The sequence below is a fragment of the Actinomadura vinacea genome (assembly GCF_039532545.1).
Taxonomy (GTDB): domain Bacteria; phylum Actinomycetota; class Actinomycetes; order Streptosporangiales; family Streptosporangiaceae; genus Spirillospora; species Spirillospora vinacea.
The window spans coordinates 848818-862457 of the sequence record NZ_BAAARW010000020.1; the positions used below are offsets into that span (position 1 = coordinate 848818).

A 13640-nucleotide genomic window follows, 5' to 3' on the forward strand; every position below is an offset into this window, starting at 1 on the left:
GTGAACGAGCAGGTCAACGAGGAGACGCCGATGAAGCATGCCAAGCGCCGGGCCGCCCTGCCCGCGCTCGTGATGGCCGCGGTCCTGGCGGTCACCGCCGCGTGCGGCGGCCGGGTGGGCGAGAACGGCCGGATCGGCGTCGTCTACCTCAACGCCGAGGGCTACTACGCCGGGGTCGAGCGCGGCCTGCGCGGGACGCTCGGCCAGGAGGACGAGGGGCCGCAGCTCCTCCAGACCAACATCCAGTCCGACCCGGCCAAGGAGAGCTCGTTCATCAACACGATGAGCTCGGCCAAGGCCGACGCGCTCATCGTGTCGCCCGCCTCCGCCACCGCGTCGGTGCCGGCGATGCGGCTGGCCGAGGAGAGCGGCGTCCCGGTGATCTGCTACAACACCTGCGTCGAGGACGCGCAGGCCCGCAAGTACGTGCGCGCCTTCGTGCTCGGCTCGCCCACCGGCTTCGGACGGGTCAGCGGCGAGCAGATGGGCGACCACTTCCTGCGGGCGGGGCTCAAGGACCCGCAGGTCGGGGTCGTCAACTGCGAGCAGTTCGAGGTCTGCGTCGAGCGCCGCAAGGGCTTCGAGCAGGCGCTCAAGGAGAAGGTGCCCGGCGCCCGGATCGTGGCCAGCCAGCAGGGCCTGCAACTGGACGAGGCCGTCGAGCGGGCCCAGCAGCTCCTGATCGCCCACCCCGACCTGGACGCGTTCTACGGCGAGGCCGGTTCGCAGACGCTCGGCGCGGTACGGGCCGTCGAGGCGCGCGGCAAGGCCGGGAAGATCGCGGTGTTCGGCGGCGACATGTCCGTCGAGGCGGCCAAGAAGCTCCAGGACGGCCGGGTCCTCAAGGGCGTGGCCGACATCTCCGGGATCAAGGTGGGCCGGCTGGCCGGCAGGGCCGCCCAGGACGTGCTGGCGGGCAGGCCGCAGACCGGGTTCGTCATCCCGGCGCCCGTGGACCGCTACCTCGGCGCCCAGGACGGCGCGCGCTGGCTGCGCGAGCACCCCGACGGCATCCCGTAGACCGCCTGCTTCCTGAGAGAACGTCCCCGCCCCGAGAGAAGGACCCCTCATGACCACCCCGCCGAGCAGTCCCCCACTCGTCCGAGTCACGGACGTGACCAGGCACTACCCCGGCGTCCGGGCGCTGACCGGCGCGAACCTGGAGATCGGGGCCGGCGAGGTCCGGGCGTTCCTGGGCCGCAACGGCGCCGGCAAGTCCACGCTCATCCGGGTGCTGTCCGGGGTGGAGCGGCCCGACGCGGGCACCGTCGAGATCGACGGGGTGCCGCTGGACGGCGGCGGTGTGCGGCGCGCGGGCGAGTTGGGCGTGCGGACCGTCCACCAGGAGCTGAGCCTGGTCCCCGGGATGACGGCGGCGGAGAACCTGTTCCTGGGCGGCTGGCCGCGGACCGGCGGGGGCCGGGTCGACCACGCCGCGATGCGCCGCGCGGCCCGGGAGATCTTCGACCGGCTGGGGCTGGCGATCTCCCCGGACGCCCAGGTCGGCACGCTCCCGCTGGCGGAGCAGCAGCTCGTGGAGATCTGCCGCGCGGTGCGCCGCGACCCCAGGCTGCTGATCCTGGACGAGCCCACCAGCGCGCTGGCCGCGGCCGAGGTCGAGACCGTCCTGGACGCGGTGCGCCGGATCGCCGAGAGCGGCGTCGCGGTCATCTACGTCAGCCACCGGCTGGACGAGATCCGGCGGATCGCGCGCACCGCCACCGTGATGCGCGACGGCGAGGTCGTCGGCACCGTCGACCTGGCCGCCACCTCCACCGACGAGGCCGTCGCGATGATGCTCGGCGCCGCCTACGAGGCCGCCGTCCGGCCCCGCCCGCGCACGGTCGACCGGACCGGCACCCCGCTGCTGTCGGTGTCGGGCCTGCGCGTCCCGCCGAAGGTCGTGGACGTCTCCTTCGACCTCCACCCGGGCGAGATCCTCGGGCTGGCCGGGCTGATGGGCTCGGGCCGCACCGAGATCCTGCGCGCCCTCGCCGGTTTCACGCCGATCGGCGCCGGGACCGTCCGGGTGGACGGGGCCGAGGTGCCGCGCGTCACGGCGGCCGGCATGAAGCGGCGCGGCGTCGGGCTGACCCCGGAGGACCGCAAGCGGGAGGCGATCGTCCCGCTGCTGGGCGTCGGCGAGAACATGGTCATGTCCGACTACCGCGCGGTCAGCACGGGCACCTCCGTGGCGCCGGCCGTGACCCCTGCCAAAGTCGGCCGGGCCGCGCGCGGGCTGATCGAGCGGCTGTCGATCGCGACCGCGTCCAGCCGCAGCCCCATCGCCACCCTCAGCGGCGGCAACCAGCAGAAGGCCGTGATCGGCCGGTGGCTGCACGCGGGCAGCCGGATCCTGCTCCTGGACGAGCCCACCCGCGGTGTCGACGTGGAGGCCAAGGAGGGGATCTACCGGCTGGTCCGCGAGCTGGCCGACCGGGGGAACGCCGTCCTGTTCGTGTCCGGGGAGCTGGAGGAGCTGCCGCTGGTCTGCGACCGCGTCATCGCGGTGCGCGGCGGCACGGTCGCCGCCGAGTTCACCGGCGCGGACGTCACCGTCGACGCAGTCCTGTCCGCCGCGATGGCCGCCTGAGCCGCGCCGTACGACCGAGGAGAACCGATCACCATGACCACCGCACAGACCGGCCGGGCCGCCCCGCCCGGCGCGCCCGCCGGCGGCGGGACCGCGGCCCGGCTGCTCGCCGGGCGGGCGCACCAGCTGAACGAGATCGGGCTGCTGGCCGCCATCATCGTGCTGTACCTGGCGCTGGGCAGCTCCGCCGAGGGCTTCCTGTCGGTGCACAACCAGCTGGGCATGCTGCGCGACGCCGCCACCATCGGCATCGCCGCCTGGGGCGTCACCCTGGTCATCATCGCCGGGGAGATCGACATCAGCATCGGCCCGGCGGTGGCGTTCTCCTCGGTGCTGGTCGCCAAGGGCAGCGCCGAGTGGGGGCTCGGGGTGGCGGGCGCGATCGCGCTCACCCTGGTGCTGGGGCTGGCGTGGGGCGCGGTCGCGGGCTGGCTGCGCGCCGTGTTCGACGTGCCGTCGTTCATCACGACGCTGGGGGTGTGGAGCATCCTCGGCGGCCTGGGCCTCTACCTCACCGACGCGCTGCCGGTGACGCTGCCGGAGAGCGGCGTGTTCGAGCTGCTGGGCGGCGACCTGCTGGGCGTCCCGACCGCGGCGGTCATCATGCTGGTGCTGTTCGGGGTGTTCGCCTACGTGGCGCGGTACACCCCGTACGGCCGCTCGGTGTACGCCATCGGCGGCAACGCCGGGGCGGCGCGGCTGTCGGGCATCGACCTGACCCGGGTCAGGGTGGCCCTGTTCGCCACCACCGGGCTGCTGTCGGCGATCACCGGGGTCCTGCTGGCCGCCCGGCTCGGCTCGGGCAGCGGCGGCGCCGCGGCCGGGCTGGAGTTCGACGTGATCGCGGCGGTGGTGATCGGCGGCACCGCGCTGGCCGGCGGCCGCGGCGGGATGCTCGGCACGCTGCTGGGCGTGGTGTTCATCACCGTGATCGGTAACGGGCTGGTGCTGCTCGGCGTGGACTCCTTCCTGCAGAACGTGGTGCGCGGTGTGATCATCGTGGCCGCGGTGCTGATCAACGTGATCGTCGCGCGCCGCGGCCGCGCCACGACCTCCTGACGAAACCTGGCGGTGACCATGACTTCGACGAACGGGACGATGCGGGGCGTCTTCCTGCCCGGTGACTCGACCGCCGTGCTGCGCGAGTACGGCGTGCCGCGGCCCGGCCACGGGCAGGTCCTGGTGGAGATCGGCGCGTCCGGGATCTGCGGCAGCGACATCGGCTTCATCTACCGCGGCTACAAGGGCTACCGGGGCGTCGACGGCCCGGCCTACCGCGGCGTGATCGCGGGGCACGAGCCGGCCGGGCGGATCGTGGCGGCCGGGCCGGGGGTGCGCCGGTTCGGGCCGGGCGACCGCGTGATCGTCTACCACATCGTGGGCTGCGGGCTGTGCGACAACTGCCGCCGCGGCCACTACATCAGCTGCGGGCACGGCCGCGAGTCGTACGGCTGGCAGCGCGACGGCGGGCACGCCCCGTTCCTGCTGGCCGAGGAGCGGACCTGCGTGCCGCTGCCGGACGAGCTGTCCTACGTCGACGGCGCGCTGATCGCGTGCGGCTTCGGCACCGCGTACGAGGGGCTGCGGCGCGCCGGGGTCAGCGGCGACACCGACCTGCTGGTCGTCGGGCTCGGCCCGGTCGGGCTGGCGGCCGGCATGATCGGCCGCGGCCTGGGCGCGCGCGAGGTCGTCGGCGTGGAGCCGTCCGAGGAGCGGCGCGCGTGGGCCGGCACGCTCGGCGTCTTCGACCGCACCCTCCCCGCCGGGGACGGGACCGCGGCCGCGGTGACCATCGACTGCTCGGGCACCCGCCCCGGCCGGAGCCTGGCGCTGGAGGCGGCGGCCGAATGGGGGCACGTGTCGCTGGTCGGCGAAGGCGGCGACCTGCACACCGAGGTGTCGGACACGCTGCTGCACAAGCAGCTCACCATCCACGCGTCCTGGGTCACCTCGCTCCCGGCGATGAGCGAGCTGGCGCGCAACCTCGTCGGCTGGGGGCTGCGACCGGAGAAGGTGGTCAGCGACACCTTCGGGTTCGCACAGGCGGACGAGGCGTACGCGCTCGCCGCCGGCGCGAGCAAGGGCAAGGTCGTCCTCGTTCCTGATGCCTCATGACGGAGGTTTGGACGGATTCGTCCGGGCCGTACGAGGTGGTGTGGCTCGACAGCGGGGGGCTGCGGCTCGGGGTCGTGCCGCGGCTGGGCGGTCGGTTGCTGAGCCTCGTCCACGACGGCACCGAGCTGCTGTGGCGCAATCCCGCGCTCCTGGACGACCGCCTGCACCCGGTCGGCGGCCACCGGCCCGAGCCCACCTCGGGTTCTATGGCGAACTGGCTGAACTACGGCGGCGACAAGACCTGGCCCGCGCCGCAGGGATGGTCGTCACCGGAGGAATGGGCGGGGCCGCCGGACCCGGTCCTGGACTCCGGCCCGTACACGGCCGCGTTCCGCGTGGAGCACGGCGCGTACGCGGTCGTGACGCTGGAGAGCGGCCACGACCCGCGCACCGGGCTGCGGCTGCGCCGCGAGATCCGGCTGGACGCCGGGGCCGCGTCATACGATCTGCGGCTCACCGCGGTCAACGCCTCGTCCGCGCCCGTGCGCTGGGCCCTGTGGAACATCGCGCAGTACCCGGGCGGCGGGGTCGTCCGGGTGGAGGTCGAGCCGGGGTCGGCCGAGCCGGTCGAGCTGGCCGTCGGCACCGCGGCGCCGTCCTGGACGAGTCCCGCGCCGGGCGTGGTGGAGATCCCCGCGCAGGACGTCGTCGGCAAGCTCGGCTTTCCCGGCGCCACCGGCCGGCTGACCTATACGCGCGGACGGCACCGGATCACGATGGAGTTCGACGTACGCGCGGACGCCTCGTACCCGGACGGAGGCTCGCGCGCGGAGGTGTGGATGGAGCATCCGCTGGACCGGCCGCTGGAACACCTCGGCGGGCTCAACCCGCCGGACCGGATCGTCGAGTGCGAGGCGCTGGGCCCGTGGGAGCCGCTGGCGCCCCGCGCCGCCGCGTCCCTCGGCGTCCGCGTACGGGTGGAGACGCCATGACGGGCTCCCGGCCGGTGGCCCTGGTCACGGGGGCGGCGCGCGGCATCGGCGCGGCGACCGCGCGGCGCCTGGCCGCCGACGGGTACGGCGTCGCGCTGCTCGACGTGTCCCGCGAGGTCGAGACCGTCGCCGCCGAGCTGGCCGCCGGGGACGCCGACGCGCTCGGCATGGTCTGCGACGTGAGCGACCCCGGCGACTGGGAGCGCGCCGTCCGCGACTGCCGCGAAGCGCTCGGCCCGGTCGACGTCCTGGTCTCCAACGCCCTGCGCTACGAGCCCGGCGCGGCGCACGAGCTGCCGCTGGAGTCGTGGCGCAACCAGCTCGACGTCACCCTCACCGGGGCCTTCCTGGGCGTCCGGGCGACGCTGGACGATCTGCGGGCCAGCACGCGCGGCGCGGTCGTGATCGTCTCGTCCGTGCACGCCGCGTTCGGGCTGCCGGACAGGCCCGCGTACGCCGCGGCCAAGGCCGGGCTGACCGGGCTCACCCGCCAGCTCGCCGTCGAGTACGGCCCGCGGGTACGGGTCAACGCCGTCCTGCCGGGCCCGATCCTCACCGCGCAGTGGGAGGGGATCGGCGAGGAGGACCGGGCGCGCAGCGCCGCCGAGACGGTGGCGGGGCGGCTGGGCCGCCCGGACGAGGTCGCGGCCGCGGTCGCGTTCCTGGCCGGGCCGGACGCCTCGTACATCACGGGGGTGTCGCTGTTCGTGGACGGCGGCTGGAGCATCACCAAGAGCTCGTCGTGACGGGACCGAGGGGGAAAACGTGAAGATCACCGGGGTGGAGACCTTTCTCGTCCCCCCGCGCTGGCTGTTCTGCCGGATCGCCACCGACGAGGGCGTCACCGGCTGGGGCGAGCCGGTCGTGGAGGGCCGGGCCGCGACCACCCGCGCCGCCGTCGAGGAGCTGTCGGACCTGCTGATCGGCGCCGATCCGCGGCGCGTCGAGGACCTGTGGCAGACCATGACCAAGGCGGCGTTCTACCGGGGCGGCCCGGTGCTGTCGAGCGCGGTGGCCGGGCTGGACCAGGCGCTGTGGGACATCCTGGGCAAGTCGCTGGGCGTCCCGGTGCACCAGCTGCTCGGCGGCGCGGTGCGCGACCGGGTCCGCGTGTACGGCTGGGTCGGCGGGGACGAGCCGGCCGCGGTCGGCGAGTCGGCCGCCGCGCAGATCGCGGCCGGGCTCACCGCCGTGAAGATCAACGCGTCCGGACGGCTCGCCCCGCTGCCCACGGTGCGGGAGATCGACGCGATCGTCGGGCGGGTCGCGAGCGTGCGCGAGGCGATCGGCGACGGGCACGACGTGGCCGTCGACTTCCACGGCCGGGTGGGCGTGCCGGCGGCGCGGCGGCTGGTGCCGCTGCTGGAGCCGTACCGGCCGCTGTTCGTGGAGGAGCCGGTGCTGCCCGAGCACACGCACCGGCTGGGCGACGTGGTGGCCGCGACGACCACGCCCATCGCGTGCGGCGAGCGGCTGTTCTCGCGCGCCGAGTTCCTGCCCGCGCTGCAGGCGGGGATCGGGATCGTCCAGCCGGACCTGTCGCACGCCGGGGGCATCTCGGAGGTCCGGCGGATCGCCTCGCTCGCCGAGGTGTACGGGGCGCTGCTCGCCCCGCACTGCCCGCTGGGGCCGCTGGCGCTGGCGGCGAGCCTGCAGGTGGCGTTCGCGACGCCGAACTTCCTCATCCAGGAGCAGAGCATCGGCATCCACTACAACACCGGGGCCGAACTGCTCGACTACATGGCCGACCGGTCGCCGTTCGCGTTCGTGGACGGCTCGATCGAGCGCTGGGACGCGCCCGGCCTGGGCATCGAGATCGACGAGGCCGCGGTCCGGCGCGCCGACCGGACCGGGCACCGGTGGCGGCCGCCGGTGTGGCGGCACCCCGACGGAGGACACGCGGAATGGTGAACGGAAAGATGATCACGAGCGGCGGGCTGCTTGCGGAGCTGCGGCGGCACCGGCTGGTCGCCGTCATCCGGGGCTCGGACCGGGCCGCCTCGGTGCGGACGGCGCTGGCGCTGGCCGAGGAGGGGGTGCCGCTGATCGAGGTGTCGCTGAGCGGCCACGACGCCCTGGGCGCCATCGAGGACATCGCCCGCGCCGCCGGCGGCGCGCTCACGCTCGGCGCCGGGACGACGCTGACCGGCGACGACGTGCGGCGGGCCCGGGACGCGGGCGCCGTTTTCATGGTGACGCCCTCGCTCGGCGCGGGCGTCGACGAGGCGCTGCGGCTGGACCTGCCCGTCCTGGCCGGGGCGTTCACGCCGACGGAGGTGGCGGCGGCGGTCGCGGCCGGGGTGACGGCGGTGAAGCTGTTCCCGGCGAGCGCGAACGGGCCCGGCTACCTCCGCGCGCTGCGCGACCCGTTCCCCGACGTGCCGTTCATCCCGGTGGGCGGGGTCGGTGAGGAGGAGGCCGCGGCGTTCCTCGCGCGCGGCGCCCTGGCGGTCGGCGTCGGCTCGCCGCTGTGCGGGGACGCCCCGTCCGGCGGCGACCTCGACGCGCTGCGGCGCCGCGCCCGCGCGTTCCTCGCGGTGGTGGCCTCGGCATGACACCTGTGGACGTGCTCACCGCCGGGGAGACCATGATGGCGCTGCGGGCCACCGGCCCGATCCATCTGGGCGCGGGTTTCACCAGCGGCATCGCGGGCGCGGAGAGCAACGTCGCGATCGGCCTGGCCCGGCTCGGCCACACCGCCGCCTGGCTCGGCCGCGTCGGCGCGGACGAACCCGGGCGGCTGGTCACCCGGACGCTGCGCGCCGAGGGCGTCGACGTCTCGGCGGTGCCCCGGGACGGCGCGGCGCCCACCGGCCTGATCATGTTCGAGCAGCGGCTGCCGGACGTGACCCGCGTCCAGTACGTGCGGGACGGCTCCGCCGGGTCCCGGCTGTCCCCGGACGACGTGGCCGCGGCGCCGTACGCGCCGTCGATCGTGCACGTCACCGGGATCACCCCGGCGCTGAGCGCGTCCTGCCGCGACGCCGTGGCCGCCCTGCGCGACCTGGCCCGGGACCGCGGCGCGCGGCTCAGCCTCGACATCAACCACCGGCCCCGGCTGTGGACGCGGGAGGAGGCGGCCGAGGCGCTGGCACCGCTGGCGGCGGCGGCCGACCTCATCATCGCCTCCCCCGGCGAGCTGGCGCTGCTGGACGCCGGCGGCACCGTCGAGACGATCGCCGCCCGGCTCCTGGACGGCGGCGCCACCGAGATCGTCGTCAAGGACGGCGGGGCGGGCGCGCGGTCGTTCACCGCGGAAGGGGTCCGCGCGCTGCCCGCGCACAGCGTCCAGGCCGTGGACTCCATCGGCGCCGGGGACGGTTTCGTCGCCGGTTACCTCTCCGGCCTCCTCGACGGCCTGGACGTCGAGGAGCGGCTGCGGCGCGCCCACACGGTCGGCGCGTTCGCGGTGTCGAGCCGCGGCGACTGGGAGGGCCTCCCGTTCCGCGACGAACTCGACCTGATCGGCCTCCCGGAAGGAGCGGCACTGCGATGAGCGACGTGGTCGGACCCTGGTCCGTGGTGGAGGGCGCGGGGCCGTGGGAGCTGGGCGAGGGGCTGCGCGCCACGGGCGGCGGGTTCGTCGCCGTCGATCTGCTGGCCGGGCGGCTGCACCGGCTCGAACCCGCCGCGCTCGCGCTCTCGGTCCCCTTCCCGCTGGGCGCGGTCGCCCCGGTCGAGGCGGCGGACGGCTGGATCGCCGCCGCCGGCACCGGCATCGCCCTCCTCAACGGGGCGGCCGAGCCGGAGGTGCGCTGGCTGGCGCGGCCGGAGGACGGCGCGTCGACGGCGATGCGGATGAACGACGGGGCGGCCGACCCGAGCGGACGGTTCTGGGCGGGTTCGATGGCCTGCGACGGCACGCGCGGCGCCGGTTCGCTCTACCGGGTGGACCACGACGGCACGGTCCGCGCGGTGCTGGGCGGGCTCACCGTCCCGAACGGGCCCGCCTTCACCGCCGACGGCCGGACGATGTACCTGGCCGACAGCGCGCACGGCCTCATCTACCGCGTACCGGTCGATCCGGTAACCGGGGACCTGGGCGAACGGGAGGTCTTCGCGCGCGTTCCGGACGGTTCCCCGGACGGGATGACGGTCGACGCCGACGGCTGCGTGTGGTCGGCGGTCTGGGGCGCGTCGGCCGTCCACCGGTACGCGCCGTCGGGCGAGCTGCTCGCGGCGATCCCGGTGCCGGCCGAGCAGCCGACCAGCGTGTGCGTGTCGCCGTCGCCGCCGTACCGGGTGCTGGTGACGACGGCCTTCCACGGCCTGGACGACCGGCCGCCCGGCGCCGCCGATGGTCATGTTCTGGCGGCGCCCACGTCCGTCCGGGGCCGCCCGGCCGACAGTTTCCGGTTCAGTCCCGGCACGAGTACCGGAAAGTGATCGAATCCCGCACGGCCGCGTTGTTGAGGACGATCAGCGTCGCGGTGAATGTCCTGGAGCCGGTACCGCCGATCTCCCATCGAAGATGGACGATGGCCTGTTTGCTCCCTTTTTCCATTTTGTACTGAATGGGCGGATCGGGAGTCTTTCGGCCGCTGCGCTGCCATTGGTAGATGATCTGACCGGCGGCGCCGTTGGTGGTGATCGTCCCGACCACGTCGACCGGGCCGCATCCCGGCTTGAGATCCGCGGTGCGCACGTCCGCGCCGGTGACCAGGAACTCCCGCGGACGGTCCTGGAGCAGCGCCCATCCCACGACGAGGGCGATGGCGACCACGCTCAGCAGGAAGGTGAGGAGCGAGACGGCCCGGCGCCATCTGCGGCGGCGGGCGCTCCGGTGCGGGTGCTCCGGCATCCACACGGGACGCCAGTCCTCGGGGAGCTCGCTCTCCGGTTCGCGGTCGTCGGCGCCGGCCAGGCCGTCCAGCCTGGTGCCGAGGACCGGACCGGGGGTTCCGCCGGTCACCCCGAGCATCGCCAGCAGCCCGGACGGGGACGGGCGGGCCTCCGGGTCCTTGGCCAGCGCCGCGGCGACCGCGTCCCGCAGCACTCCGCTCAGCGCGGCGAGATCGGGCTCCGTCTCCATGATCGCGACGGCCATCGCGGGCAGCGAGGCGCCGCCGAAAGGGCGCCGGCCGGTCGCCGCGTACAGCATCACCCCGCCCCAGGCGAACACGTCCGACGCCGGGCCGGGCTTGGCCTGCAGCTGCTCGGGCGCCATGTACGCGGGGGTGCCGAGGATCTTGCCGTCCTCGGTCACCCGGGTCGCGTCGACCGCCCCGGCGAGCCCGAAGTCGATCACCCTGGGGCCGGTCCGGGACAGCAGCACGTTGGCGGGCTTGAGATCGCGGTGGACGATCCCGGCGGCGTGCACCCCGGCCAGGGCCGCCGCCGTGCTGACGGCGAGCTGCTCCAGGTCGGCGCCCCGCAGCGGCCCGCCGGACCGCACCGCGGCCTCCAGCGTCGGCCCCTCGATGTACTCGGTGACCAGGTACGGCTCGGCGGCGTCCGGACCGGCGTCCAGCACCTCGGCGGTGCAGAACCGGGGCACCCGCATGGCGCTGGCCGCCTCCCGGCGGAACCGGACCCGGAACAGGGGGTCCTCGGCCAGCTCCGCCCGCACCACCTTGATCGCCACCAGCACGCCGTCCGGCCCGCGGCCGAGGAAGACCCGGCCCATGCCGCCCTCGCCGAGCGAGCCGACGACCTCGTACCGCCCGAAGGCGCGCGGGTCGCCGGGCCGCGGCGGCCTGACCCCGGCGGGAAGTTCGGCCGTCATCCGGTGCCCGTGGGCGTCGCCTTGGCCTGCGGCGCCTGTTCGAGGACGGGTTCCGGAGCGGTGGTGGACGGCTCGGGTTCGGGCTTGGCGGTCTTGGGTTCGGGCGACGGCGTGGGCGACGGGCTGGGTGACGGGGAGGGTGACGGTGTGGGCTCGGGAGCGGACTTCCCGGGCCCGTCCGGCTTCGGCTTCGCCGCGTCCGTCTCGGTGGATTCCGTCTCCGTCGTGGGCTCCTGGCCCTCGCCGCCCTCGCCGCCCTCGCCGCCGTCACCCTCCCCGCCGCCGTCGCCGCCTTCGGTGTCCTCGCCGGTGCCGGTGCCGGTGCCGGTGAGGGTGATGTCGACGGCCCTGCCGCCCGTGTCGCTGGGGATCACCATCGTGGCCGACCGGGCGCCCGTGCCCGTGGGCGTGAACCGCACCCGGAAGCCGCAGTCGCCGCCGTCGGCCGCCGGCGGGCAGGCGGTCAGCGTCACGGTGAACTGGCCGCCCCCGCCGACGACGGCCACGCGCCGCTCGTCGTCGCACACCCGCCACGGGTAGACGAAGTTCCGCTCCACGGTCCGCCCGACTCGGGCCGCGCCGAGGTCGCGCGTGCTCTGGTACGGGAAGCAGTCGGAGGCCCGCGCGGTGCCGCGCAGCGGGACGGTCACCGCGGTCGCGCCGTCCCGGTCGGGGATGGTCAGGGTGGCGGCGTCGCTGGTGGTCGCCCTGGGGTTGTAGACCACCGTGACGGTGCAGGACGTGCCGGACGCGGGCGGGCACGTGGTGGCGGGCTGCCGGGCGAACGCCTCGGCGCCCTCGACGCGGATGCGGGACGCGTCGTAGCAGGCGTTCCAGGCGATCGCGATCGTCTCGCGGGTCGTCCCGCCCACGTCCACCGGCCCGAACGCCCGCGCCGCCTGCGTCACGCGCGGGCACGTCACCGGCGGGGGCCGGGTGGACACCACCGGGGAGGGCGTCACCCCGTCATTGGGCGCGCGGGCGCCGGGGGACGACGGGCCAGGCGACGGCGACGTGGACCCGGTCGGCGCCGGGCTGGTGCTCCCCGCCGCGGGCGATGGCCCGGGCGGCGTCGCGGACGCGGCGGGCGACTCCGACACCCCCGGCGAGGGCGGCACCGTCACGGGCGCCGGCGACGTCGCGGACGGCTTGGGCTTGGTGAGCTCCACCGGCTCGGTCTCGCTCCGCATGTTGTACAGGACGAGCGCGACCACGGACGCGGCGATCACCACCACGGATGCGACGGCCGCCGTTGCGAGCAGCTGCGTGCGGCCGACCCTGCCCGCGTGCCCGCCCGCGCGCCCGGCCGCGTTCCGCGCCGCGCGCCGTCCGCCGCCGATCGTGCTCTGGCCGATCATGCTGCTCGCCGCGCCGCCGCCCGCGGCGCCGCTCACCGCCGTGCCGGTGGCCAGCGCGTGCGGGAACAGCGCGGCCAGCGCGGTGGCGCCGGCGGCGAGCACGAGGGCGCCGCGACGCTCCCAGTCGTCGCCGTACGCCTCCGTCGCGGCCTCCTCCAGCTCCCGGACGAACTCGCCCGCCTCCGCCGGGCGCACCGCCGGGTCCTTGGCCATGCCGTGCGCCACCAGCCCGCGCAGCGGCTCGGGCACGGCCTCGACCGGGACGGCGGCGGTGGCGTGCTGCGCCATCAGCGCCAGCGGGTCGTCGCCGCCGTACGGCGGGCGGCCGGTCACGCACTCGAAGAACACGCAGGTGGCCGCGTACACGTCCGTGGCCGGGCCGGCGGGCGCGCCGCTCCACTGCTCCGGCGCCATGTACGCGGGCGTCCCGACCAGGCCGCCCTGCCCGGCGCGGGTCGCGACACCGAAGTCGATCAGCTTGCTGGCGCCGTCCCCCTGGACGATCACGTTGCCGGGCTTGTAGTCGCGGTGCACCACCCCGGCCCGGTGCGCGGCGGCCAGGCCGAGCAGCGAGCCCTTCAGCACCAGCAGCGCGGCCTCGGGCTCCAGCCGCCCGTGCTCGCGCAGCAGCCGCCACAGCGAGACGCCCTTCACCGCCTCCATGACGATCGCGACGCCGTCGGGGCCTTCCACCAGCTCGTACAGGCGGGCCACGTGCGGGTCGTCGACCGACGCCATGAGCCGGGCCTCGTCCCGCGACGGGACGCGCCGCCCGTCCCCGGTCATGTACTTGATCGCCACGTAGGAGCCGGTGGTGCCGCGGCGGGCCAGCACGACCCGTCCCTGCGCCCCCCGGCCGAGTTCCGCCACCTCGGTGTAGCCGTCCAGCCGCCAGTCGCTCATCCCTCGCCCCCCAG

Annotated in this window: 12 protein-coding genes; 10 read left to right on the forward strand and 2 right to left on the reverse strand. The window is 75.5% G+C overall.

Translation table 11 applies throughout. The features are described 5' to 3' along the window. Genes ABD340_RS28450 through ABD340_RS28495 form a run of 10 tightly spaced genes read left to right on the forward strand, consistent with a single transcriptional unit; the run spans position 1 to position 10026 of the window. A complete protein-coding gene (locus ABD340_RS28450; RefSeq protein ID WP_344593017.1) occupies positions 1-1020 on the forward strand; it encodes a substrate-binding domain-containing protein in 1020 nt (339 codons plus the stop codon). 49 nt (positions 1021-1069) lie between these two features. Further along, positions 1070-2593 (forward strand): sugar ABC transporter ATP-binding protein, encoded by a 1524-nt coding sequence (locus ABD340_RS28455; RefSeq protein WP_344593019.1) that lies wholly within the window; start codon positions 1070-1072, stop codon positions 2591-2593. A gap of 33 nt (positions 2594-2626) precedes the next feature. Continuing rightward, on the forward strand, positions 2627-3652 hold the full coding sequence (locus tag ABD340_RS28460; protein ID WP_344593020.1) for an ABC transporter permease: 1026 nt from the start codon (positions 2627-2629) through the stop codon (positions 3650-3652). A gap of 18 nt (positions 3653-3670) precedes the next feature. Continuing rightward, positions 3671-4708, forward strand: a complete 1038-nt coding sequence (locus tag ABD340_RS28465) for a zinc-dependent alcohol dehydrogenase family protein (protein WP_344593022.1) — start codon at positions 3671-3673, stop codon at positions 4706-4708. Beyond that, positions 4705-5640 carry a DUF4380 domain-containing protein gene (locus ABD340_RS28470; protein WP_344593023.1) on the forward strand — a complete coding sequence of 312 codons (936 nt, stop codon included), beginning with the start codon at positions 4705-4707 and terminating at the stop codon, positions 5638-5640. Before ABD340_RS28465 ends, ABD340_RS28470 begins: the two co-directional genes overlap by 4 nt. Further along, entirely contained in the window at positions 5637-6386 is a 750-nt protein-coding gene (locus ABD340_RS28475; RefSeq protein WP_344593024.1) for an SDR family NAD(P)-dependent oxidoreductase, read from the forward strand. Before ABD340_RS28470 ends, ABD340_RS28475 begins: the two co-directional genes overlap by 4 nt. 19 nt (positions 6387-6405) lie before the next feature. Further along, positions 6406-7551, forward strand: a complete 1146-nt coding sequence (dgoD, locus tag ABD340_RS28480; RefSeq protein ID WP_344593025.1) for a galactonate dehydratase — start codon at positions 6406-6408, stop codon at positions 7549-7551. Beyond that, complete coding sequence (locus ABD340_RS28485) at positions 7545-8195, forward strand: bifunctional 4-hydroxy-2-oxoglutarate aldolase/2-dehydro-3-deoxy-phosphogluconate aldolase (protein WP_344593026.1); 651 nt, start codon at positions 7545-7547, stop codon at positions 8193-8195. Before dgoD ends, ABD340_RS28485 begins: the two co-directional genes overlap by 7 nt. Continuing rightward, a complete protein-coding gene (locus ABD340_RS28490; protein ID WP_344593027.1) occupies positions 8192-9136 on the forward strand; it encodes a sugar kinase in 945 nt (314 codons plus the stop codon). Before ABD340_RS28485 ends, ABD340_RS28490 begins: the two co-directional genes overlap by 4 nt. Continuing rightward, a complete protein-coding gene (locus tag ABD340_RS28495; RefSeq protein WP_344593028.1) occupies positions 9133-10026 on the forward strand; it encodes an SMP-30/gluconolactonase/LRE family protein in 894 nt (297 codons plus the stop codon). The genes ABD340_RS28490 and ABD340_RS28495 overlap by 4 nt, the downstream gene beginning before the upstream one ends. Here the strand turns inward: ABD340_RS28495 and ABD340_RS28500 are convergent. Continuing rightward, the gene (locus tag ABD340_RS28500) at positions 9998-11365 is read right to left on the reverse strand and encodes a serine/threonine-protein kinase (RefSeq protein WP_344593030.1); all 1368 of its coding nucleotides are present in this window, start codon (positions 11363-11365) and stop codon (positions 9998-10000) included. The genes ABD340_RS28495 and ABD340_RS28500 overlap by 29 nt on opposite strands. Then, positions 11362-13626, reverse strand: coding sequence for a protein kinase domain-containing protein (locus ABD340_RS28505; protein ID WP_344593032.1), 2265 nt, complete (start codon positions 13624-13626; stop codon positions 11362-11364). Before ABD340_RS28505 ends, ABD340_RS28500 begins: the two co-directional genes overlap by 4 nt. Positions 13627-13640 lie beyond the last annotated feature (14 nt).

Excerpts from the sequence above, each read along its gene's own strand:
- ABD340_RS28490 (WP_344593027.1), top strand. The coding sequence starts at position 8,192 with ATGACACCTGTGGACGTGCTCACCGCCGGGGAGACCATGATGGCGCTG.
- ABD340_RS28500 (WP_344593030.1), bottom strand. The coding sequence starts at position 11,365 with ATGACGGCCGAACTTCCCGCCGGGGTCAGGCCGCCGCGGCCCGGCGAC.
- ABD340_RS28470 (WP_344593023.1), top strand. The coding sequence starts at position 4,705 with ATGACGGAGGTTTGGACGGATTCGTCCGGGCCGTACGAGGTGGTGTGG.
- ABD340_RS28475 (WP_344593024.1), top strand. The coding sequence starts at position 5,637 with ATGACGGGCTCCCGGCCGGTGGCCCTGGTCACGGGGGCGGCGCGCGGC.
- ABD340_RS28455 (WP_344593019.1), top strand. The coding sequence starts at position 1,070 with ATGACCACCCCGCCGAGCAGTCCCCCACTCGTCCGAGTCACGGACGTG.
- ABD340_RS28465 (WP_344593022.1), top strand. The coding sequence starts at position 3,671 with ATGACTTCGACGAACGGGACGATGCGGGGCGTCTTCCTGCCCGGTGAC.
- ABD340_RS28460 (WP_344593020.1), top strand. The coding sequence starts at position 2,627 with ATGACCACCGCACAGACCGGCCGGGCCGCCCCGCCCGGCGCGCCCGCC.
- ABD340_RS28505 (WP_344593032.1), bottom strand. The coding sequence starts at position 13,626 with ATGAGCGACTGGCGGCTGGACGGCTACACCGAGGTGGCGGAACTCGGC.
- ABD340_RS28495 (WP_344593028.1), top strand. The coding sequence starts at position 9,133 with ATGAGCGACGTGGTCGGACCCTGGTCCGTGGTGGAGGGCGCGGGGCCG.
- ABD340_RS28485 (WP_344593026.1), top strand. The coding sequence starts at position 7,545 with ATGGTGAACGGAAAGATGATCACGAGCGGCGGGCTGCTTGCGGAGCTG.